The organism is bacterium, assembly GCA_024742285.1.
Classification (GTDB): Bacteria; Myxococcota_A; UBA9160; order UBA9160; family UBA4427; genus UBA4427.
This window is the reverse complement of sequence record JANSYR010000020.1, coordinates 60143-82416: the sequence shown is the minus strand read 5'-3', so window position 1 is coordinate 82416 and position 22274 is coordinate 60143. Positions and strand designations below refer to the sequence as shown.

Below are 22274 nucleotides of genomic sequence, written 5' to 3'. Positions count from 1 at the left end.
CCAGGCCGCGCGCGATGCGCGCGGATCAGACGTCGAGGCCGACGGAGCGCATCAGCTCGAGCGCGTTGCTCTTCTCGACCACCCCGGTTCGAAGACGGTAGTCGAACTCCATCGCGCCCTCTTCCAGGTGGTCCTCGAAGTGAACGTTCGCCATCCGTCCCTCGCTCGTCTCGACCATCCGGGTCAGGGCGAGGTCGTGGGTCGTCACGATCCCGAGCGCGCCGTGCTCGACGAGTCCGCGGATCACGGCCTCGGCGCCGATCCGTCGGTCGTGGGAGTTCGTGCCGTGCAGGATCTCGTCGAGGAGGAAGAGGGCGGGCGGCTGCTCCCGTGAGATCTCGACCACCTGCCGGAGCCGCACGATCTCGGCCATGAAGTGCGAACGCCCGTCCTGGAGCGAGTCGACGATCCGGATCGAGGCGGTGATGCGCAGCGGTGAGAGGCGAAGTCGCGTGGCGCGGACCGGGGCGCCGGCGAGCGCCAGGATCGTGTTGCAGCCGACGGTCCGGAGCATCGTGCTCTTGCCCGACATGTTCGATCCGCTCATCACGAGCGCCCGGGGCGCGTCGCCGAGGCGCAGGTCGTTGCGCACGCAGGCGCTCGCCGGGAGCAGCGGATGGCCGAGCCCCTCCCCTTCGAAGACGGGGCCTTCCTCGACGATCTCCGGGAACGGATCGTCCGGATGCTCGTACGCGTACCCCGCCAGCGCGCACAGGGCCTCGATCTCGCCCGCCGCGGCGATCCACTCGGCGAGCCGCGGGCCGCAGCGCCCCCGCCACGCCTCGAGGGCGAGGGCGGCATGGGTGCCCCACATGAGCAGGGCGGCGATCGGCGCGAAGAACTGGTTGAGGCGCATGTCGCGGCGGTCGACGAGACGGCGCAGCGCGGCGAGCTCGCCCGACGGCGGCCGGCCGGTGGTCTGCAGGGCGGCGACCCGTTGCGCGAGGAGCGGGGCCTCGAAGTGCTCGTCCTCCACGCAGGCAAGCAGAGCGGACGTTCGCGCGAGGGCTTCGACCGGCGTCTCGGCGGCGGCGAGGACCGGCGCGACGCGGCCGCGCAGGGCCCAGGCCAGGGCGCCCTGGACGACGAGGGCGAAGGCGAAGGGGACGGGGCCGGCGCCGGTCCAGATCCACAAGGCGATGCCGCCGAGCGAGAGGGCCGAGGCGCCGATCGCCAGCAGACGGAACACGGGACGGAGGCCCGCTTCAGGCGCTGCGGCCCAGCGCTCGAGCGCTTCCTGCGCGGCGGTGGAGCCGGCCTCGTCGCCGGCGATCGCCATCTCGAGGCGCATCGACAAGCGCGAACGCAGCTCGTCGACGGCCGCCTGGCGTTCGCGGATCGCTTCGGGGGAGGCCGCTTCGAGGAGCCAGCCCGCCAGCCGGTCGCTGCCGGGACTGGTTCGGGTCGTCGCGAGCAGCTCGAAGAGGGAGCCCGGGCCGAAGACGTCGAGGTCCGGGGCGTAGGGATGCTCGGGGTCGCGATAGCGCTCGCCGGCGTCGCCGCGCCCGGCCCAGGCGTCGTCGAGGCGCGCCGATCCGTCTTCGTAGAAGCGCCGCATGCGAGAGGCGCGCCCCTCCTGCTTCAGGATCCGGTCGTGGGCGACCACGAGGACCGCGAACGCCAGCGCCGGCGGAACCACGCTCCAGCGCGGAAGGGCATGCGTGCCGAAGGAGAGCCAGGCCGCGCCGGCGACCAGCGCGAAGCAGAGCAGCCGGGCCCTGGAGGCGAGCGAGGAGCGACCCTGCCAGGTCTTCTCTTCGGACGCGGCGCGCGCGAGGCCCGCGTCGTAGGTCGCGCGGGGCGTGGGGGCCGTCGCGTCCGCCTCGAGTCCATCGCTCATCGCCGGCCGTCCCCGTTCACGAGAACGCGAGGATCCGCGCGCCGTTCGGAAGCGTGCTCGCCCCGGTGATGGCTTCCCGGATGAACTGCCGTGCCTCGACCACCGCCTCGCGGAGCGGCCTGCCGAGGGCGAGGCCGGCGGTGATCGCGGCGGAGAGGGCGCAGCCGGTCCCATGGACCGGGTCGCCGGCGATCCGCTCGCCGGGGAGCCATTCGCTGGTGATCGTTCCATCTGCGTCGCGCAGGACGAGCAGGTCGTCGGCATCGCCGCCCCGATGCCCGCCCTTCAACAGGACCCCGCCGAGCTCGAGCTCTTCGGCGAGCTGCTTCGCCGCGGCCGCGCCGTCCCGTCGTCGTGGCAGGGCGTCGCCGACGAGCGTCTCCATCTCCGGCCAGTTCGGCGTGAGCAGCGTCTTCTTGAAGGCGAGGTCGCGGAGGGCGGGATGGGCCCGGCGCTCGAGCAGCGGGCTGCCGTCGCTCGCGGCCAGGACCGGGTCGATCACGACGGGGATCTCGGGAAAGGGGCCGAGGGCCAGGGTGGTGTTCCGGACGGCGTCGTCGGTGCCGAGCATGCCGATCTTGATCGCCCCGGGTCGGATCGCGTCGAGGGTCGTCCGCAGCATGTCGAGCAACGACGACGGGAAGACGGGCAGGACCTGGCGCACGCGCAGGCCGTCCTGGATCGTGAGCGCGGTCGGAACGGCACCACCGTGGATCCCGAAGCGGTGGAAGACCTGGAGATCGGCCTGGAGGCCGGCTCCGCCGGTCGGGTCCGAGCCGGCGATCGTGAGTGCGCTCTGCATGGAGCGCGGATGGTAAGTTCCCGCCTCCCGACGCGCATCCCGCGCGGCCGGGAACGGGGGAAACGAGGTGTACGGGCTTCGCATTCGCGTCGCCGCGCGCCGGTGGCCGGCAGGCCTCGTTCGCGCACGGTTCGGCGCCGCCTTCGCGCTCGGTCTGGCGCTCCTCCTCGCGGTCTCGGCGTGCGCCTCCGAGCGCGGGGCGCCGCCGGCTGCGAGTCCGACCCCATCCGCTTCCCCGCCGACCGTCGTGATGATCTCCCTCGACGGGACGCGACCGGCCGATCTCCAGCCCGACCGACTGCCCAGCCTGCTCGCCCTCGCCGAGCAGGGCGCGGTCGCCGAGGCGCTCGTCCCGGTCGATCCCTCGAACACGTTTCCGAATCACGTGAGCCTCGCGACCGGGGTCCGTCCGGAAGTGCACCGTCTGGTGAACAATCACTTCGTCGATCCCGAGCGGGGGCGCTTCCGACGCAACGCGATCCACGAGTGGATCGAGGCGGAGCCGATCTGGTCGGTCGCGGAACGCAACGGGGTCCGGGCGGCGTCCTACTACTGGGTCGGCTCCGAGGGACCCTGGACCGGAGGCCCGGGGCCCAGCGAGACCCGGAAGTTCTCGTCTTCGACCCGCGAGAAGACGAAGGTGAATCGCATCCTGGCCTGGCTCGACGAACCCGATCCGGCGAAGCGCCCCCAGCTCGTGATCGCGTGGTTCCACGGTGCCGACCACGCGGGCCACGACCACGGGCCGGGCTCGCCCGAGGTGGCGCGCGCGCTCCTTCCCCAGGACGCGCAGATCGCCCGCCTCGTGGGGGAGATGGAGGCGCGCGGTCTCTTCGAGACGACCACGCTCCTCTTCGTGTCCGATCACGGCATGGTCGGGGCCGAGCGACGGGTCCGGCTCCAGGACCTCCTCCGGGAGAGCGGGCTGCGGGTCTCGGTGCTCGGGATCGGCGGCTTCGCGAGCGTGGTGCTGGAAGGAAGGAGTCGGACCGCGGAAGCTGCCGAGCAGGCGGTCCGGATCGCCCGGGCGCAGGGGCTCGAGGCCTGGGTGCGCGAGGAAGCACCCGACGCGTGGTTCGTCGACGATCCCCGTTTCGGCGACGTCGTCGTCCGCGCGCCGATCGGCACCGCGATCGTGAGCCTGCTCAGCCGCGATCTCGGCGGGTTTCATGGCTACGATTCGAGCGCCCCCGAGATGGCGGGCCTGCTCGTCGCGCGGGGGCGGGGCGTGCGGCCCGGCACGAAGCTCGGCCGGATCTCGAACCTCTCGGTCGCGCCGACCGTCCTGCGCCTGCTCGGACTGCCGGTGCCGGAGGCGATGGAATCGCCCGTGATCGATGGACTGATGGCCGGACTGGAGAAGGCCGGCGAGGACGAAGAGGAGAGGGACGGTGGGGCCGCGAATGCGCCGTAGGGAAACGAGACGCGCGCTCCCGGGCGTCGTGATCGCGCTGTGTCTGGGGGTGGGGTCCGCCTTCGCGCAGGGGGCGGAAGACGCCCAGCGCCCGCCGCCGAAGACCTACTTCACGACGGCGATCGTCCGGGGCGACGTCGGGATGCGCGTGATCGACTACTGGTCGCGCGGCCCCCACATGCGCGCGCGGACGATGATGAGCGGCCACGCCGTCACGACGATCGTCTTCGACGATCGCTACGTCGTCTACGACGAGCTGACCGGGAAGGGCATCGACATCGGCCGCTCGCCCCGGGCGCTCGCCGACGACGCCGGCCGTGTCCGCCCCTTCGCCTTCGAGCTCGAAGAGATCCAGGCCGCCGGCGGGGAGCGGATCGAGGAGCTCGTCTTCGGGAGTCGCAAGGGCGAGATCTGGCAGGTCACCGACGCGCGCGGCAAGCGGAAGGTGTGGGTGACGGTCGGCACACCGCAGGTCCCGCTCCGGGCCGAAGCTTTCGAACGGGCGGCCGGCGCCAGGGTCGACATCGACTATCAGAACTGGGTCTTCGACCTCGATCTGCCGGACCGCTTCTTCGCGCCACCCGCGAACATCGAGTTCGAGCGATACGACTACGAGACCTACATGAAGAAATCCCTCGAAGCGCCGGTCGGGGGCGTGCCGGTCCTCTACCCGGACCTGCTCCACGGCAAGCCCCCGATCTGAGCCCCGGCACGCCCCCGGGAACCGGCCGCGAGGCGCCGCGCAGGGCGATTTGGCGCCGCGCACCCCAGATCGGCGTCAACTTTTGCGGCCCGGCGTTCGATCCGACTCCGAGATCGACCGAGTCGGGTCCTTTCCGGCACGGAAGGTCGACGCAGGTGTGCAGCTATCGGAACTTCCCGGCGGGGCGGTGACACCGACTCCTCGAAGGGTCGACCCAGGAACATGACGAACACGCTCGCGCGCGCGATCCGATCGCGACGTGGACCGGAACCCCGGTGCGCGAAGGGACGCGTGCGCGCGGACGTCGGGTTCGGACTCGGGCTGCTCCTGCTCCTCGCGATGCCGGTCGGCGCCGAGTCGTCCCGGCCGGGCGCCGACGCGAGTCTGGCCGAGATCGAGCGGTGCGTGACCGACAGCCTGCCGAGCAGCGCCGGCGTCCTCGACTTCCGGGTCGAGGCCGTGGACCGGACGGGCGTCGCGACCGCCTCCCGCGCGGAGATGCGCTGGCGACAGGATGCTTCGGCGCTCATGCAGCTGGTGCTCCGCGTTTCCGAGCCGGCGGAGACCGCCGGGACCGCGCTCCTGATCGTCGACCGGGAAGCGGACCAGCCGGAGTTCTTCGTGCGATTGCCGGAGATCGAGAAGGTCCGTCGCGTGCGTTCGAAGCGTCTCCGCGGTCCGGTGCTCGGGACCGACTTCAGCTACGAGGATCTGAAGCGCCTCCGCGATCCGCTCGACCGCGCGAACATCGAGGTCGTCGGCCTCGCCGCCGTCGAAGACCGACCCGCCTGGCTGCTCGAGGCCGTGCCCAAGCCGGAGGATCGCTCCGAGTACGGGCGCGTGCTCACCTACGTCGACCAGGCGCTCTGCATGCCGCTCCGGATCGACCTCTACGGACACGACGAGAAGCTTCGAAAGAGCCTGCACGCGCCGATCGCCGAGATCCGCGACGTCGACGGCGCCGAGCTCCCCCACGTCTTCGTCATGCAAGACCATCGGCGCGAGACCCACACGGTCGTCCGGATCCAGGACTACGCGGGTTCGGAGGATCTGCCCGCCGCGCAGTTCACGAAGCGGGCGCTCTCCGACGCGCACCCCGCGGCGACCGCGCGCTGAGCGCCGCCGCGCGATTCGCCGAGCGGGTCCTCGCCCGCCCCGCCGCCGTCGCCGCGTTCCTGGTCGCGCTCTCCCTCTTCGCGGTCGCGGGGATCGTGGATCCCCTCACGGGCCAGCCGCGCCTGCGAATCGACCCCTCGCTCAACGAGATGCTGCCCGCGGACGATCCGGCCCGGCGCTTCTACGAGGAGCTCCTCGATCGCTTCGGAAGCGACGACGTCGTCGTGGTTGCCCTGATCTCGGACGCGCTCTTCACCCGCGACGGCCTCGCGACCCTCGAGCGGACGAGCGAGGCGCTCGCGCTCGCGCCGGGCGTTCGACGCGTCGAGTCGCTGGCCACGGCCGTGCGGATGCGGCCGATCGAGGACGACGTCGAGATCGCGGGCTTCTTCGACGACCCGATCGAAGACGACGAAGCGGCTCGAGTCCTTCGCGACGAGCTGATCGACGACCCGCTCCGGGCCGGCTCCTTCGTTTCCATCGATGGTCGCGCGACCGCGATTCTGGTGACCTTCGAACGCGTGCCCGAGGACGAGTTCCTGGCGCGAGGCCTGGACCTCGGCGTCCTCGAGATCGCGCGCGCCGAGGCGCCGGAAATGCAGGTCGTGATGGCCGGCACGCCCCACGTGAAGGCCGAGGTCGGGCGCCTGCTCGAAGGCGAGCTCGCCGTCATGGTGCCTATCGTCTTCGTCCTGATGAGCATCCTCTCCTGCGTCTTCTTCCGCAGCCTGCGCCTCGGGATGATTCCGCTGGCCGCCGTCGCGACGGGTCTGCTCTGGACCGTCGGCGTGATGGGCTGGGTCGGTCACGACCTGAACATCGTGACGACGCTGATCCCGCCGCTCGTGCTGGCCCTCGGCTTCGCCTACGCGACCCACGTCGTCGCCGGCTTCGCGGCCGACGGCGAGGCGGGATCGAGAGACGATCGCGCTCGTCGCGCGTTGGCTCACGTCGCCTTCCCCGTGACCTTCACCGCGCTCACGACCGCCGCCGGCTTCCTCTCGCTCATAAGCAACGAGCTCGGCGTGATCCGGGGCTTCGGCGTCTTCGCCGCGGTCAGCACCGCCGCCACGCTGCTGGCGGCGCTCACGCTCGTTCCGCTCCTGCTCTCGCGTACCCGGGGCGAAGCCGTCGCCGGCTCGAATCCGACGACGGACTTCCTCGACGCGCGCTTCGCCGCCCTCGCGGATCTCGACGCGCGCCATGCGACCCCGATCCTCTGGATCGGCGCCGGGCTCGTCGTCCTCGCCTTCTTCTTCGCGACACGCATCGAGGTCAACCTGCCGGTGATCGAGAACTTCCGCGAAGACGCGGAGATCCGCCGCGCCTACGAGACCGTCGACGAGCTCTTCGGAGGCGCGAACCAGTTCTTCGTGATGCTGCGGGCCGAGGAGCGTCGCGCCTTCGAGGACCCGGCGCTCCTGCGCGAGGTCGCGGCGTTCCAGACGTGGCTCGCCGAGCAGCCCGAGATCGGGGGCTCCACCTCGGTCGTGCAGTACCTCGAGGTCCTGAATGCGGGGCTCGGCCCGGAGGCCGGCGCGGTCCGCCGGATTCCCGACAGCGCGAACCTCGTGGCGCAACTGCTCCTCTTCGGCGCGAACGAAGAGCTCGACGTCCTGCTCGATCGCGCGCACCAGGTCATCACGATCCTGGTCCGCTCGACGGCCACCGAGACGAGCGAGTTCAATCGGCTGGCCGCGCGAATCGACGCGCGCCTCGCCGAGCTTCCGGCCGGGATCACCAGCCACACGACCGGCAACGCGATCCTGCTCACGCGCTCGGCGGACCGGATCGCCCTCGGTCAGGCGAAGAGCCTGGCGTGGGCCGGCGCCATGATCGGGGTCCTGCTGATCTTCTACTTCCGCTCGCTCCGCCTCGGGCTCTTCGCGCTGCTGCCGAACCTGCTCCCGGTCGGGCTCTACTTCGGGCTGCTGGGCGCGACGGGGATTACGCTCAACAACTCGACGGCCCTCATGGGGTCGATCGTCCTCGGGATCGCCGTCGACGACACGCTCCATCTCGTGGTCGAATTCCGGCGCGGCCTCGAAGCCGGCCTCGACCGGGAAGCGGCGCTCCGCGAAGCCCTCGTTCGGGTGGGCCGCGCCATCACGTGCACGACCCTGGCCGTCTGCGTCGGGCTGCTCGTCGTCGGTGCGAGCGCGCTCCAGAACCAGGCCGAGTTCGGCCTGCTCGGTGCCACGACGCTCCTGATCGCCTGGCTCGTCGACGTGACGATCACGCCGGCGCTGTGCTTGCGATACCTCGATCCGGCGGGCGCTCCCGACTGAGCGCGCTCGGCTAGTCGGTCGCCGGCGGCATGCGTCCGTCGGCGACGAGTCCCCATCGGACGTCGTTCTTCACGAACTCGAGGATCGGTTCGGTGCGGACGTCGATCACGCCGGGCAGTCGTTTGATCACGTCGTCCACGAAACGGACGAGCTCGGCCGGGGAATCCCGGAACACGATCGCCAGCAGGTCGGCGCGTCCGAGGGTGGAGGCCGCGAATCCGACGCTCGGCTCGGCACGGAGCGCTCGGCCGAGGACGTCGATCCGGCCCCGATCGCAGGTGATCCAGAGGTAGGCGGCGGCCTGGTCGCCCAGGGACTCGATGTTCTGGATCGTGGTGATACGGACGACGCCCTCGTCTTCGAGGCGCTTGATGCGGGCCCGGACGGTTCCCTCGGAGACGCCCAGGGTGTTCGCGATCGATTGATTGCTCTGGCGCGCGTCGCGTTGGAGCTCCGCGACCAGCGCGCGATCGGTCGGGTCGAGGTCTCGTGCCGGCATCAGAACCTCGACCAGGTGCTCTCGAACTTGAACAGCTCGAGACCGAGGGCGGGGGCGAGGCGCTCGATCCCTTCGATCGACGACAAGCGGGTCGAGACGAAATCGCGCAGCGTCTCGTGATCGGCGGAGAGCAGCAGGACCTCGAGGTCGAACTCCCCGCTCACGACGTTGACGGCGCAGACCTCGTCGAAGCGGGCCAGCTCTTCCGCGACTTCGAGGGTCGCTCGACCCCGCACGGCGATGCCGACGGCCAACACCAGGTCGTTGCCCGCTTCGAAGAGGTCGGCCACGGCGCTGATCCGCAGCTCGCGCCGTTCCAGCATGCCGTCGATCCGGGTCGAAACGGCGCGCGGGGAGAGGTCGAGGGCCTCGGCGAGGGCCCGGTTCGAGGCCCGCCCGTCGCGGCGCAGGAGCTCGACGATTCGCTGGTCGGTTCGGTCCATGTCTCCCTCGCACCGACGCCGGCGTCGAGCGGCCGCGAATGTACCAATTTCGGATCCGAAGGTTCTTGTTCTACGAAATATGTCCCGACAGATTATGATATTGACAAATTTCGTAGATCGATAGTATGGTAGCCGCGAATCAGGACGGAGTCTTCATGCGAGTGCCCATTCCTGCCGTCACGGCTCTCGGATACGTCCGCGTCGAGTCGGCGCGACTCGACGACTGGCGCGTCTTCGGCGCGGACGTCCTCGGCGCCCAGGCCGTAGACGACGGCGACGACCTCTGGCTCCGTCTCGACGAGCGTCCCTATCGCCTGGCGGTCACCTCCGGAGAGCAGGAACGCCTGCACTCGGTCGGCTGGGAGGTCCGGGACGCGCAGGCCCTCGCGGACATGGAAGCGCGGCTGCGGTCCGCGGGCGTCGCGGTCGAGCGCGCGACCTCCGCCGAGGCGTTTCGTCGGCGGGTCGGGGAGCTGATCCACCTCGCGGATCCCTCGGGCAACCGGCTCGAGCTCTTCCACTCCCCGATCCTCTCCGACAGCCGGTTCGTTTCGCCGGTCGGTGTCTCGGCGTTCGTGACCGGGGACCAGGGGCTCGGTCACGTCGTCCTGCCCGCGCCCGCCTACGACGAGACCGCCGCTTTCTACGCGGAGCTGCTCGGCTTCCGACCCACGGATCGGATGCGACTCGGGCCCGACGAATCGGGGGAGGGCGGAACGCGCCTCGACTTCTTCCACTGCAATCCGAGGCACCACTCCCTGGCGCTGATCGAAGCGCCGCACCCGGCAGGCCTCTCGCACCTCATGCTCGAGGTGGCCGACCTCGACGAGGTCGGCTTCGCCCTCGACCGCTGTCAGCGCGCCGGGGTGAAGCTCTCCGCGACCCTCGGTCGCCACACGAACGACGAGATGGTCTCGTTCTACCTGAAGTCGCCCTCCGGCTTCGACGTCGAATACGGCTTCGGCGGCCTGCGTCTCGACTCCGATGACGTCTCGACCTCCGAGATCACCGCCGTGAGCCATTGGGGACACGACTTCAGCGTCGGCTTTCGCGACTGAAACCACGCCACACGGACTGCAGGAGATCGCCACATGGATGCCACGACACTGGTCGAAAACGCTCGGGCGCTCGCGCCCGAGCTACGCGAGCGCGCCCGCCAGACCGAGCTCGATCGGATCCTTCCGGAGGCTTCGGTCAAGGCGCTGCAGGAGGCGGGCCTGTTCCGCGCCCTCCAGCCGAAGCGCTTCGGCGGACACGAGCTCCCTCCGAGCGCCTTCTACGAGGCGACGACCGAGATCGCCGCGGCGTGCGGGTCCACGGGTTGGGTCTGCGGCGTCGTCGGCGTCCACCCCTGGCAGCTCGCGCTCTTCCCCGAGGAGACGCAGGAGGAGGTCTGGGGCGAGGATCCGTCGACGCTGGTCTCGTCCAGCTACGCCCCGACCGGGGCGGTCGAGCCCGTCGAGGGCGGCTATCGACTGAACGGGCGCTGGAGCTTCTCGTCGGGCTGCGGCCACTGCGACTGGGTCTTCCTCGGCGGGATCGTGGTCAAGGACGGGATTCCCGATCACGTGACCTTCCTCCTGCCGGCCTCGGACTACACCATCGACGACGTCTGGCACGTCACGGGGCTCTCGGGAACCGGCAGCAACGACATCGTGGTCGACGACGTCTTCGTCCCCGAGCACCGCGCGCAGCCGACCGCCAGCCAGATCGGGGGTGCTGGCGTCCACGACAATCCGATCTATCGCCTGCCCTTCGCCTCCGTGTTCGCGAACGCGATCACGGCCGCCACGATCGGCATCGCGGTCGGAGCGGTCGAGGCCTACCGCGACTACACCCTCACGCGGATCCGGGCGTCGTACGGCGAGAAGGCCTCGGCCGATCCCTTCGCGCAGGTGCGTCTCGCGGAGGCCACCTCCGAGCTCGACGGCGCTCGCCTCCAGCAGCGCCACAACATCGACGAAATGCTCTCGCTCGCGACGGAAGGCGAGGCGATCCCCGACGAGCTTCGGGGCCGCGTTCGCCGCGATCAGGTGCTCGGCTCGCGGGCGGCCATGAAGGCGACGGACCGCGTCTTCGAGAGCGCGGGGGGCAGGGCGATCTTTCTGAACAGCCCGATCCAGCGCGCCTGGCGCGATGTCCATGCCGCCCGGGTCCACGCGATCAACGACACCGAGCGAGGGCTGATGATCTACGGGGCGCCGGCGCTCGGCGGGTCGGTGCCGCTCGGGAGCATGCTTTGAGCACGGCCGCGCCGAGATCCGCCGCGATCGTCGGCTCCGGCAACATCGGCACCGACCTGATGTGGAAGCTCCTGCGATCCGATCGGATCGAGCCGCGCTGGATGGTCGGGATCGACGCTTCGAGCGCGGGGCTCGAGGAGGCGCGCCGCGCGGGGCTCGAGGTCTCGAGCGACGGCGTCGACGCCTTCCTCGAGCGCGCGGAGCGGCCGGACCTCGTGTTCGAAGCCACGTCTGCGGCGGTCCACCGCAAGGCCGCACCGCGCTATCGGGCGCTCGGGATCACGGCGATCGATCTCACCCCCGCCGCCGTCGGTCCCTACGTCGTGCCCCCCGTCAACCTGGAGGCGCTCAGCGACCAGCCGAACGTGAACATGGTGACCTGCGGCGGTCAGGCGACCGCGCCGATCGTCCACGCGGTCTCCGAGGTGACGCGGGTCGAGTACGCGGAGATCGTCGCCAGCATCGCGTCTGCATCGGCCGGGCCCGGAACGCGGGCGAACATCGACGAGTTCACGCGTACGACCTCCCATGCGCTCGAGGTCCTCGGCGGGGCGGAACGGGGCAAGGCGATCATCGTCCTGAATCCCGCGGACCCGCCGATGATCATGCGCAACACCGTCTTCTGCAGCCTCTCGCCCGAGGCGGATCGACCGACCGTCGCCGCCGCCATCGAGAAGCGGGTCGCGGAAGTCCAGGCGTACGTTCCGGGCTACCGCCTGGTCGCGGAGCCCCAGTTCGCGGAGGACCGCGTCGAAGTCCTGCTCGAGGTCGAGGGAGCCGGTGACTTCCTTCCTCGCTACGCGGGCAACCTCGACATCATCACCGCCGCCGCGGTCCGGGTGGGCGAGCGCCTCGCGTCCACGGAGGGCCGATGAGCTTCCCGAAGGACCTCGACGTCCGGATCACCGACTCTTCGCTGCGCGACGGGTCCCATCCCAAGCGCCATGCGTTCACGTCCGCCGAAGTGGCTCGTGTCGTGACCGCCCTCGATGCCGCCGGCGTGCCGGCGATCGAGGTCAGCCACGGAGACGGACTGAGCGGATCCTCCTTCGCTTACGGTCGAAGTGCCGTGGACGAGCGCGAGCTGATCGCGACGGCGGTCGAGCACGCGTCCTCGGCGAAGATCGCCGCGCTCATGCTGCCCGGGGTCGCCGTGAAGGACGACATCGCGGCCGCCGCGGACCTCGGCGTTCGCATCATCCGGATCGCGACCCATTGCACCGAAGCGGACGTCTCGGTCCAGCATTTCGGCCTCGCGCGAGAGCTCGGGCTGGAGACCGTGGGCTTCTTGATGATGGCGCATTCGTCCGATCCCGAAGCGCTGGCAAGGCAGGCTCGCATCATGGCCGACGCGGGCTGCGAGTGCGTCTACGTGGTCGATTCCGCCGGCGCGATGATCCTCGAGGACGCCTCGGATCGCGTCGCGGCGCTGGTCGGCGAGCTGGGGAGTGACGCGCAGGTCGGCTTCCACGCCCACCAGAACCTCTCGCTCGCGGTCGCGAACAGTGTTCACGCGATCCGGGCCGGCGCGGTTCAGGTCGACGGATCGACGCGCGGGTTCGGCGCCGGCGCCGGCAACGCCCCCGTCGAAGCCCTGGTCGCGGTCTGCACGAAGCTCGGTCTCCGGACCGGAGTCGACCCGATGCGCATCATGGACGCCGCCGAGGAGGTCGTGCGCCCCATCATGCCCGAGGAGTGCGTCGTCGATCGGCTCTCGCTCACCATGGGGTACGCGGGGGTCTACTCGAGCTTCCTCAAGCATGCTTTCGCCCAGGCGGAGCGCTTCGAGGTCTCGCCGGTCGAGATCCTGACCCGGGCAGGGGAGCGCAAGCTCGTCGGGGGCCAGGAAGACCAGCTGATCGACATCGCTCGCGAGCTCCAGCTCCGCGGGCCCGGATAGAGAGGACGGAACCATGGCAGACGATCTGACCTTCGAGTCCACGAGTCGATCCGCCCAGCTCGGCGATCTGCGGATCCACTACAACGAGGCGGGAGAGGGCGACACGCTCGTCATGCTGCACGGCGGCGGGCCCGGCGCGACCGGCTGGAGCAACTTCAAGCAGAACCTGCCCGCGTTCGCCTCGCACTTCCGCGTGCTCCTCGTCGATCAGCCCCAGTTCGGACTCTCCGACAAGCCCGAGTCGAAGGAGCAGTTCAACGTCGTCGCCGCGCGTGCGCTGCGCGACCTCCTGGACGAGCTCGAGATTCCGTCGGCGCATCTGCTCGGCAACTCGCTGGGCGGCGGGACGGCCTTCCGCTTCGCGCTCGACTACCCGGATCGTGCGAATCGGCTGGTGCAGATGGGGCCCGGAGGCGCCTGCATCCCGGTGCTCTCTCCCGAGCCGACGGAGGGCGTGAAGATCCTGGGGCGATTCCTGGCGCCGCCCGGTCCGAGCCGCGAGAAGCTCGAGGAGTTCGTGCGGATCATGGTCTACGACCAGGCCCTCGTGACCGAGGAGCTGATCGAGGAGCGCTGGTCGGTCGCGAGCGATCCGGGGGTGATCCAGGGCCTCGCGCGGTTCCTGATGACGGTCATGGGGCCCGACGAGGAGCAGCGCAGGAAGGGCGAGATCTGGCGGGAGATCCACCGGGTCACGCACCCGACGCTCATCACCTGGGGCCGCGACGATCGGGTCCTGCCCCTCGATGGCGCGCTCTTCATGCTCCACCGGATGGAGAACGCGCGCCTGCACGTCTTCCCTCGCTGCGGACACTGGGCGCAGCTCGAGCACGCCCGGGAGTTCGAGCGGATCTCGATCGACTTCCTGACGGCCGATGGATAGGTCGGCACCGAGCGCTCGGGCCAGGCCCCGAAAGGACTCCGAATGACGACCGACGCGACGCTCCAGGAAGTCGCCGCCGCGCTGTACGACGCGGAGGCGTCCAGGAAGCCGATCGAGCCGCTCGCCGCGCGCTGGTCCGATCTCGACGTGACGGACGCCTATCGGATCCAGCTCCACAACATCGAGCGACGCGTCGAAGCGGGCGCGGCGGTCCGTGGTCACAAGGTCGGTCTGTCGTCCCGGGCGATGCAGGAGATGATGGGTGTGGACGAGCCCGACTACGGTCACCTCCTGGACGACATGTTCGTCTTCGAGGAACACGACGTCGCCATGAGCGCGATGATCCAGCCGCGGGTCGAGATCGAAGTCGCGTTCGTGCTGGGCGACGCGCTGCCGGCGCGCGGGTGCAACGCCGCGGACGTGATCCGCGCGACGGAGTTCGTCCTCCCGGCGATCGAGATCATCGACAGCCGGATCGCCGACTGGAAGATCGGGATCGTCGACACGATCGCCGACAACGCGTCCTCGGCGAAGGTCGTGCTCGGCGGGAACCCGGTCCGGCTGACCGACGTCGACGTGCGCGCGATCGAGGCGAGCCTCCTGCGCAACGGCGAGGTGGTCGAATCCGGGACCTCGGCGGCGGTCCTCGGCAACCCGGTCACCGCCGTGGCCTGGCTCGCCCAGACCGTCAGCCGATTCGACGTGGCCCTCGAAGCCGGCCAGGCGGTGCTTCCGGGCTCCTGCACGCGCGCGGTCGACGTCCAGGCCGGCGACGTCGTGCGGGCGGAGTTCGACGCACTCGGCCACGTCGAGGTCCGATTCACGTAGCGCGCGACGGCCCGTTCCTCGCTCTCCCTGCGTGGGGCGGCGGGAATGGCCCCGAAGAGGTGTCGTCCATGTCCGTCTGGGGAGTCCTTCGAACGTTCCTGCTGATCCTGGCGGCTTTCGTCGCACTCGCCGTCGGCTGGGTCCTCGTGGTCGGGCTCCAGAAGCCGCCGGCCGATCCGACGCTCGAGCCCGCGTTCGATCCCGCGAATGCGAAGCCGATGAGGCCGCTCGAGCGCCGGCCGCCCGCGCCAGATCGGCAGGCCTTCTTCGGTGATCTCCACATCCACACCGCCTTGTCCGCGGACGCGTTCGTCTTCGGCGTCCGGGCGATGCCCGACGACGCCTACCGGTTCGCGAAGGGGGCGAGTCTGGCCCACGGCAATGGGAGCGAGATCCGACTCTCGAAGCCCCTCGACTTCGCGGCCGTGACGGACCACTCCGAGTTCCTGGGGATCACACGGGAACGCAACGAAGGGGTGCTCGTCGAGCGGTCTCTTCGGGACCGGCTCCAGAACGACTCGCGTCTCGCCCTGACCCTGCTCTATCAGCGGACGATGGGCGAGCTCTGGGACAACCTCGCGATGGAGCTCCCGCCGGAGACCGACGAGATCCGAAGCGATGCCTGGCAGACGATCATCGGCGCCGCCGAGCAGCACAACGACCCCGGCGCCTTCACCACGTTCATCGCCTACGAGTGGACCCGCGGCGGAGACAACGGGATCCACCTGCATCGCAACGTGATCTACGGCAGCAGCCGCGCGCCGGACTTTGCCGCGAGCGCCAAAGAGGCGCGGAACTCGCGCGATCTGTGGGCGGAGCTCGACCGTCAGCGGGAGGCCGGGATTCCGGTGCTCGCGATCCCACACAATCCGAACCTCTCCGGCGGTCTGACCTTCGCCACGACCGACATGACGGGCAACGCCTTCGACGCCGACTACATCGAGACGCGGCGCCGCAACGAGCCGCTCACGGAGATCTTCCAGGTCAAGGGCACGTCCGAGACCCACCCGGCGCTCTCGCCCGAAGACGAGTTCGCCGACTTCGAGATCCAGGAAGGCCTGCTTCCCGCCAGCGAGGCCCTGGATCTTCGCGGCGGGTACGCCCGCGCGGCCCAGCGCGTGGGACTCGAGATCGCCGCCCGGTCCGGCTCGAATCCCTTCGACTTCGGCGTGATCGGGAGCAGTGACGGCCACGGGGCCGCGTCCCCGATCGAAGAGGACGCGTTCTTCGGGAAGCTACCGATGCTCGACGGGACCGCGGCGATCCGTCTCGATCAGGCGACGTTGATTCCGGAGGGGTTCCTGCCCGCGTCGAAGTGGGGCGCGGCCGGCCTCGCAGGGATCTGGGCCGAGGAGAATACGCGGGCGTCGCTCTTCGCAGCGATGCGCCGAAAAGAAACCTTCGCGACCTCGGGCCCGCGGATTCGCGTGCGCATGTTCGGCGGTTGGGATCTCGAAGCCAGCCTGCTCGAACGGTCGGACGGCATCCGCGAGGGCTACCGCCGCGGTGTGCCGATGGGCGGGACGCTGCGGCCGCACGAGAACCCGGAAGCGCCCGCGTTCCTCGTCTGGGCGCTCAAGGACCCGGATGGGGCGAACCTCGATCGCCTGCAGATCATCAAGGGCTGGCTCGACGACGCCGGTCGCAGTCACGAGCGCGTCTACGAGATCGCCGCGTCCGACGGACGCGTGCCCGACGAGGCGGGACGCCTCGTGTCGCTCCCGTCGACGGTCGACGTCGCGAGCGCGACCTACGAAGACTCGGTCGGCGCCGCGGACCTCTCGGCCTTCTGGCAGGATCCCGACTTCGACCCCGACCAACGCGCCTTCTACTACGCCCGCGCCCTCGAGATCGCCACCCCGCGCTGGTCCACCTACGACGCCAAACGCCTGGGCATCCCCCCTCCGAAACCACACTCCATCCACGAACGCGCCGTCGGCTCGTCCATCTGGTACGAGCCCGGAAGCTGAACGGAGCCACCCCCGGAGCCCTCAGCGCAAGAAACGGCGCTTCGAGGGGCGCGGCGCGCCGACCAGAAGGCCGAGCCCTCAGCGCAAGAAGCGCCGCCGCGAAGCGGCGCTTCGAGAGGCGCGCAGCGCCGAAGGATCAGTTCACCCAGGTGATGTTCGCATCCGCGATCGGCGGGTTCTGCACCGCCAGCATCGCGACCTTTCGCGCGACCTCGCCGGAGATCCTGCGAAGCGCCGCGCTCGAGGGCGAGTCCGGCTCGCTGACCACGATCGGCTGACCGACGTCGCCGTTCTCCGCGATTCGAGGGTCGATCGGGACTTCGCCGAGGAAATCGACGCCGAGCTCCTTGGCGACGCGCTCACCGCCGCCTTGACCGAAGATGTAGTACTTCTTGTCGGGCAGCTCGCTGGGCGTGAAGTAGGACATGTTCTCCACGATGCCCAGGATCGGCACGCCGACCTTCTCGAACATCTGGAGGCCCTTGCGGGCGTCGATCAGCGAGAGGTCGTTGGCGGTCGTCACGATGACCGCGCCGGAGAGCGGCGCCATCTGCGTGAGCGTGAGGGCAGCGTCACCGGTTCCGGGGGGCATGTCGACGATCAGGTAGTCGAGCTCGCCCCACTGCACGTCGGTGAGGAACTGCTTGACCAGGCCGTGGACCATCGGACCGCGCCAGATGACGGGCGAGTCGTCGTTCATGAAGAACGCCATCGACATCAACTTCATGCCCTGGCCGATCAGCGGCATGATCTTGCGGTCCGGGGTCGTGTCCGGACGCCCGTGCACGCCCGCGAGCAGAGAGAGGGACGGGCCGTAGACGTCGGCATCGAGGATCCCGACCTGGGCGCCCTGGTCGCGGAGGGAGAGGGCGAGGTTGATCGCCGTCGTGCTCTTGCCGACGCCGCCCTTGCCGCTGGCCACGGCGATGATGTTCTTCACGCCGGGCAGGTTCACCTGCTGATCGCCTTCGCCGCCGCCGGTCCGGCTCGCCTGCCGCGTGTTCGCGGTCATCGTGACCGCGGCCTCGTCGACGCCGTCGAGGGCTTCGACCCGCTGCTTCGCGGCGGCCTTGAACTCGTCCTTGACCGGGCAGGCCGGCGTCGTCAGCTCGATCGAGAAGGAGACGGTCGGTCCGTCGACCTTCAGGTCCTTGATGAAGCCGAGGTCGACGATGCTCTTGCCGAAGTCGGGGTCGATGATCGGGCGCAGGGCGTCGAGGACCTGCGCGGGGCTCACGGGGTCGGCCATGGCGGCGTTCCTTTGGGTGGCGTCGGGTCGCGGGAACCGGATGGACCCGGCGCGATGAGGAGATGGAGAAGTGAGGATCGGAACCGAGCACCGGGCGTCCGGTCGCTCGAAGGGTCGGTCTCGGCCACTCCGCCGAAGCGGGGCTTGGGGCTCTGGGCCGGGCGCGGGCGGATCTTAGCAGCTGGCGGGGCGCGCGGCGGCGAGTACGCGGGGCCGCGCGTGGCCGCTAGGATCCGCCGGCGCGGGCGGTCGGAGCGGTTGGCCCGGCCCCCGGCGCGCGCAGACGGGGCGACGGACGATGAGCAACTACGACGAGGCACTCGAACGCTTCCAGCAGGTGGGGCTCGAGTACGCGGGGGGACTCGCGAACCACGGACCCATGGGCGCAGAGGCCCTGGAACGTCTCGGGCACCAGGCGAAGATTCCGGCGTTCGTCGACGTCTACGCGCCGCGGCTGCCTCCGCTCGAACGGGGCGCGTCCATTCCGCGGGCGGCCTGGGGCGAGGCCCTCGGCCACATCGAGCGCGCGCCCGAGTGGGTGACGACGTTCGAGGAACGCGTGCGGGAGGGGGACGTCACGACCCTGCTTCGAAGCGAGGTCCCCGCGCTCCTGCCGGGGCTCTTCGCCGCCGCGGGCCACGGTCTGCTCCGCGTCGTGCACGGGCTGCGCGCGCTCGAACGCGAGGACCACCCCGCGCGGCGCCAGGAGGTGGCCCACGGTCTCGCCTACTGGGCCGCGCGGTATCAGACGCTGCCGGGCACACCGGGCTCGACGCCGAAGGAAGCGAGCCTCGACGCGGCGCTCGACGCGGCGCTCGGCGCGTGGCCCCTGCTCGGCGACGCCGAGGCACGATCGGGGTATTTCTTTCGCGTGGTCGAGCGGCTCGATGATTGGGCGCCTTTCGCCGAGGCCGTCGGGCAAGCGCGGCTGCCGTCTCCGGACGAGGTCGACGCCTGGCTCGACACCCTCTGTCTCGGCGCGGCGGGGCTCTACGTCGCTCATCCCACGGCGCGGATCGCCTACGTCCACGCGCTGACGATTCCGTCGGGTCTGCGGATCCTGCTTCCGTATCTCGAGCCCGAGGATCGCGTCGCTGCCTGCGGCTTCGTGCTCCAGGCGGTCGGCGCGCTCCACTCGATCTTCGGCGAGCCGGACGGGGCGCCGGAGGACGACGAAGAGGTGATCCGCGTCGCCGGGGACTGGGACGAGACCCGCTACCACGCGGCGTGCTCGATCCAGGAGCACGCGATCAAGATGACGGAAGCGTGCTGGCGCGAGGACCGCCGCGCGCCGGATCCGGTCTTCCAGCGCGCGGGCGCGGACGCGGCGCTCAAGGTCGGCGGGCGAAGCGACGCTCCCGTCTGCTAGGCCGCCGCGGCCTCCGTCGGCGCTTCGGGCTTCGACGTCGCCCGGCGCAGCACCTCGAGGTAGCCGTTCGAGACGAGCGCGTTCTCGAGTAGCCCCTTGTCCCGCAGCATGCGGTGCATCTTCGGCAGGTTGTAGTGGGGCACCGTCATGAGCAGATGGTGCTCGAGGTGGTAGTTGACGAAGTTCGGGGCGAGGAAGAGCCGCTCCCACCACGAGGCGATCGTCGTCCGCGTGTTGCGCAGCGGGTCCTCAGCGGGGCCCGACAGGGCGTGTTCGCCGATCGCGCGGATGCGGATCACCAGGCGGTAGGTCGTGAAGAGCGCGACGACCCAGAGCAGGTAGAGCTCCGGTCGACCGAAGCTCGCCGGCACGGCGAAGATCACGAGGTTCGTGATCGCGACCGGCGCGATCTTGTGCCAGCCGACGTCCGGCTTCTCGCCGGGCTCGAGCCCCTGGTTGCGCTGGGTCCGACGATTCCCCCAGCCCATGTCGCGCAGGAAGGTCTGCTTGATCTGGGTCCAGCCGGTCTGCCCGGAGAGGTCGCGCCAGACCTTGCGCCGGAAGCTCGACCGGGTGAGCGGGAAGGGCAGCGTCAGCGAGAGGTCCGGATCTTCCTCGGTCCCGGTCTTGGCGTGGTGGACCAGGTGGTAGGGGCGGTAGGGCTTCACGTCCGACCAGGTCGGATAGGCGCCGAGCCAGTTGCCGACGAGGTCGTTCCACTTGCGATTCGACAGGAACGCGTGGTGGGCTGCGTCGTGCATGACGATCGCGAAGCCCAGCTGACGCCCCCCGATCAGGAAGAGCGCGAGGGGGATCGTCAGGACGAGCCAGAAGCCGCTCGAGATCCCGACCAGGGCCATCGCGCCGAATACGACGGACCAGTTGAAGACGAGGGTCCAGACGCTCCGCTTGTCGTCGAAGGAGAGGATCTCCTTGCGCTCTTCTTTCGTGAACTTCGAGAGCCAGTGGGCGTTGCCGAGGATCGGCTCTTCGGGGGCGTCCTGGATCTCGTCGGACGGCGGGGCGGTGACCATCATGATCGGAACTCCGGGTTGGATTCGCGATTCGTCGCGAGTGGGTTCGAGGCCGGTCTCCCGGCGAGGTGCGAAGCAGGCGCCCGGCGCGCGGGCGATCGGGACGGCGGCCTCAATGGAGCGCGCCGGGTCGGTCCGCGGTCGGCTCGCGGGCGTCGAGGGGGAGGGCACGGTGGGGAACGTCGTGACGGGAGAGGAAGCGGGCCCAGGCGTCGCGTCCGCGGGCGTCGTAGTGCTTCATCGCGTCGAGCAGATCACGCAGCGGCGCGGGGTCGAGGATCTCGGGCGGGAGCAGCGGGTGGCGAACCAGCTGACGAAGGATGCGGCCGCCGACCAGGAACGACTCGACCATCGCCTCTTCGTCGGAGAGCCGTTCGAGGCGGGCTTCGGATGCCTGGAGATCCGCGAGGGACGCGCGGCCTTCGTCGGCGAGGGCGGCCGCGTCCCAGAGGCTTCGGGCCTCGAGGTCGCTCGAGGGATCGAGGTCCCGGACGACGAAGACGCGGCCCAGGGCCGTATCCGTCGCGTCGGCTCCGGTCGCGAGGGAGACCAGCTGCTCGCGCACGCCGTCGACGCCACCGCGGAGGTTGTCGGGGCGCAGGGAGAAGCCGGTTTCGAGCGCGCGGAATCCGAGCAGCTCGAGGGCGCGCTCCCGGCGGCGGCGCGCCGGCCCGCGGCCGAGGCGCGCGCAGTGGACGGCGATCCAGTCCCCCTTCCAGGCGCGTTGGCGCTGGCCGAGGTCCCGCCAGCTCCGCAGACGTCCGCTGATCGCGGCGACGGCGGGACCGAGGCGATACCGCCCTCGCTCGTCCCGCTCGATGCGACCGGAGGCGTAGAGGCGCGCGAGACTCACACGGACGTTGTTCTCCTCGATCCCGAGCAGGGCGCCGGCCTCGACCAACGCGCGCACGGGCATCGTCCCTCGCCGGAGGGTCGAGAGGAGGTCGAGCACGAGGCTGCGCGCGGTCGGTTGCTGCACGGGCATTTGATTACCTGATCGGGAGATCGAACGCAAAAAATGTAATATCTGGGCGGACGACGCATCGTCTCGGGCAGATCTCCGCGATCTGACGTGATTCCCCCGGGGTCAAGGCGGCTGCGATGGGGTACCCTCCCGCCCGTGCCGACCCTGTCCCGAAAGCTCTGGATCTTCCTTCCCACCTTCCTGATCACCTTCGTGATCGACAAGGCGACGAAGATCGCGATCGTCGACCGCTTCGCGTACGGCGAGCGGCAGACGGTGATCGACGGGTTCTTCAACCTGACCCACGTGCGGAACCCGGGCGGCGCCTTCAGCTTCCTGGCCACGATGCCCGAGGGGCTCCGGCAGGCCTTCTTCCTGGGGACCGGCGCCCTCGCGGTCGGGCTGCTGCTCTACTTCCTCGCCAAGGTCGAGCCGGAGGAGCGGCTGGCGCCCCTGGCGATCGGCGGGATCCTCGGGGGTGCCCTCGGCAATCTGACCGACCGGCTCTACTACGGCGAGGTGATCGACTTCCTCGACTTCCGTCTGATCGGCGGATACGTCTGGCCGACCTTCAACATGGCCGACTGCTGGATCGTCGTCGGCGTCGCCGTCCTGATGCTCCAGATGTTCTTCGAGGGCGAGCCGGACGCGCCGGCGCCCGAGTCGTCCTCACCGGGCGGCGAGCTCGGCGCCTGACGGAGCGGGTCGGCTTCGCGGCTCGCGCTGGGC

General features: G+C 70.2%; 20 protein-coding genes. 13 read left to right on the top strand and 7 right to left on the bottom strand.

The features are described from left to right. Nucleotides 1–25: 25 nt before the first annotated feature. Both NXI30_26190 and NXI30_26185 read right to left on the bottom strand, forming a co-directional pair. Nucleotides 26–1840, bottom strand: a complete 1815-nt coding sequence (locus tag NXI30_26190; protein MCR9097724.1) for a DNA mismatch repair protein MutS — start codon at nt 1838–1840, stop codon at nt 26–28. 16 nt (nt 1841–1856) lie between these two features. After that, nucleotides 1857–2642, bottom strand: a complete 786-nt coding sequence (locus NXI30_26185) for a hydroxymethylpyrimidine/phosphomethylpyrimidine kinase (GenBank protein ID MCR9097723.1) — start codon at nt 2640–2642, stop codon at nt 1857–1859. 67 nt (nt 2643–2709) lie between these two features. Here NXI30_26185 and NXI30_26180 point away from each other — a divergent pair, with 67 nt between their 5' ends. The 4 genes from NXI30_26180 (at nt 2710) to NXI30_26165 (ending at nt 8163) form a co-directional block, all read left to right on the top strand. Next, nucleotides 2710–4056 (top strand): ectonucleotide pyrophosphatase/phosphodiesterase, encoded by a 1347-nt coding sequence (locus NXI30_26180; GenBank protein MCR9097722.1) that lies wholly within the window; start codon nt 2710–2712, stop codon nt 4054–4056. Beyond that, nucleotides 4046–4759 (top strand): hypothetical protein, encoded by a 714-nt coding sequence (locus NXI30_26175; GenBank protein MCR9097721.1) that lies wholly within the window; start codon nt 4046–4048, stop codon nt 4757–4759. The genes NXI30_26180 and NXI30_26175 overlap by 11 nt, the downstream gene beginning before the upstream one ends. Nucleotides 4760–4981: 222 nt before the next feature. Next, nucleotides 4982–5875 carry an outer membrane lipoprotein-sorting protein gene (locus tag NXI30_26170; GenBank protein ID MCR9097720.1) on the top strand — a complete coding sequence of 298 codons (894 nt, stop codon included), beginning with the start codon at nt 4982–4984 and terminating at the stop codon, nt 5873–5875. A 95-nt stretch (nt 5876–5970) separates the two neighbouring features. Next, nucleotides 5971–8163: an efflux RND transporter permease subunit gene (locus tag NXI30_26165; protein ID MCR9097719.1), complete on the top strand. Its 2193-nt coding sequence runs from the start codon at nt 5971–5973 to the stop codon at nt 8161–8163. A 10-nt stretch (nt 8164–8173) separates the two neighbouring features. On the opposite strand, the gene NXI30_26160 is transcribed toward NXI30_26165, so the two are convergent. Together NXI30_26160 and NXI30_26155 are read right to left on the bottom strand one after the other, a co-directional pair. Beyond that, nucleotides 8174–8662 (bottom strand): Lrp/AsnC family transcriptional regulator, encoded by a 489-nt coding sequence (locus NXI30_26160; GenBank protein MCR9097718.1) that lies wholly within the window; start codon nt 8660–8662, stop codon nt 8174–8176. Beyond that, nucleotides 8662–9105 (bottom strand): Lrp/AsnC family transcriptional regulator, encoded by a 444-nt coding sequence (locus NXI30_26155; protein MCR9097717.1) that lies wholly within the window; start codon nt 9103–9105, stop codon nt 8662–8664. The genes NXI30_26160 and NXI30_26155 overlap by 1 nt, the downstream gene beginning before the upstream one ends. Before the next feature lie 155 nt (nt 9106–9260). Here NXI30_26155 and NXI30_26150 point away from each other — a divergent pair, with 155 nt between their 5' ends. The 7 genes from NXI30_26150 to NXI30_26120 all read left to right on the top strand — a co-directional run bounded on the left by NXI30_26150 (nt 9261) and on the right by NXI30_26120 (nt 16929). Next, the gene (locus NXI30_26150; GenBank protein ID MCR9097716.1) at nt 9261–10163 is read left to right on the top strand and encodes a VOC family protein; all 903 of its coding nucleotides are present in this window, start codon (nt 9261–9263) and stop codon (nt 10161–10163) included. A 33-nt stretch (nt 10164–10196) separates the two neighbouring features. Further along, nucleotides 10197–11348, top strand: coding sequence for a flavin-dependent monooxygenase (locus NXI30_26145; GenBank protein MCR9097715.1), 1152 nt, complete (start codon nt 10197–10199; stop codon nt 11346–11348). Then, nucleotides 11345–12223, top strand: coding sequence for an acetaldehyde dehydrogenase (acetylating) (locus tag NXI30_26140; protein MCR9097714.1), 879 nt, complete (start codon nt 11345–11347; stop codon nt 12221–12223). The genes NXI30_26145 and NXI30_26140 overlap by 4 nt, the downstream gene beginning before the upstream one ends. Next, nucleotides 12220–13248 carry a 4-hydroxy-2-oxovalerate aldolase gene (gene dmpG / locus NXI30_26135; protein ID MCR9097713.1) on the top strand — a complete coding sequence of 343 codons (1029 nt, stop codon included), beginning with the start codon at nt 12220–12222 and terminating at the stop codon, nt 13246–13248. Before NXI30_26140 ends, dmpG begins: the two co-directional genes overlap by 4 nt. Nucleotides 13249–13261: 13 nt before the next feature. Then, nucleotides 13262–14131 (top strand): alpha/beta fold hydrolase, encoded by an 870-nt coding sequence (locus NXI30_26130; GenBank protein ID MCR9097712.1) that lies wholly within the window; start codon nt 13262–13264, stop codon nt 14129–14131. A gap of 42 nt (nt 14132–14173) precedes the next feature. Beyond that, the gene (locus tag NXI30_26125; GenBank protein ID MCR9097711.1) at nt 14174–14959 is read left to right on the top strand and encodes a 2-keto-4-pentenoate hydratase; all 786 of its coding nucleotides are present in this window, start codon (nt 14174–14176) and stop codon (nt 14957–14959) included. Nucleotides 14960–15027: 68 nt separating this feature from the next. After that, the gene (locus NXI30_26120) at nt 15028–16929 is read left to right on the top strand and encodes a DUF3604 domain-containing protein (protein ID MCR9097710.1); all 1902 of its coding nucleotides are present in this window, start codon (nt 15028–15030) and stop codon (nt 16927–16929) included. Between the two features lie 136 nt (nt 16930–17065). Here NXI30_26120 and NXI30_26115 read toward each other — a convergent pair whose 3' ends face one another. Further along, complete coding sequence (locus NXI30_26115; protein ID MCR9097709.1) at nt 17066–18178, bottom strand: Mrp/NBP35 family ATP-binding protein; 1113 nt, start codon at nt 18176–18178, stop codon at nt 17066–17068. A gap of 298 nt (nt 18179–18476) precedes the next feature. On the opposite strand from NXI30_26115, the gene NXI30_26110 reads away from it, so the two are divergent. After that, nucleotides 18477–19547 carry a questin oxidase family protein gene (locus tag NXI30_26110; protein MCR9097708.1) on the top strand — a complete coding sequence of 357 codons (1071 nt, stop codon included), beginning with the start codon at nt 18477–18479 and terminating at the stop codon, nt 19545–19547. Here NXI30_26110 and NXI30_26105 read toward each other — a convergent pair. After that, the gene (locus tag NXI30_26105) at nt 19544–20584 is read right to left on the bottom strand and encodes a fatty acid desaturase family protein (GenBank protein ID MCR9097707.1); all 1041 of its coding nucleotides are present in this window, start codon (nt 20582–20584) and stop codon (nt 19544–19546) included. The two genes, NXI30_26110 and NXI30_26105, sit on opposite strands and share 4 nt — an antisense overlap. A 109-nt stretch (nt 20585–20693) precedes the next feature. After that, entirely contained in the window at nt 20694–21560 is an 867-nt protein-coding gene (locus NXI30_26100) for a PaaX family transcriptional regulator (GenBank protein ID MCR9097706.1), read from the bottom strand. Between the two features lie 141 nt (nt 21561–21701). On the opposite strand from NXI30_26100, the gene lspA reads away from it, so the two are divergent. Then, a complete protein-coding gene (gene lspA, locus NXI30_26095; GenBank protein MCR9097705.1) occupies nt 21702–22241 on the top strand; it encodes a signal peptidase II in 540 nt (179 codons plus the stop codon). Nucleotides 22242–22274: the final 33 nt, after the last annotated feature.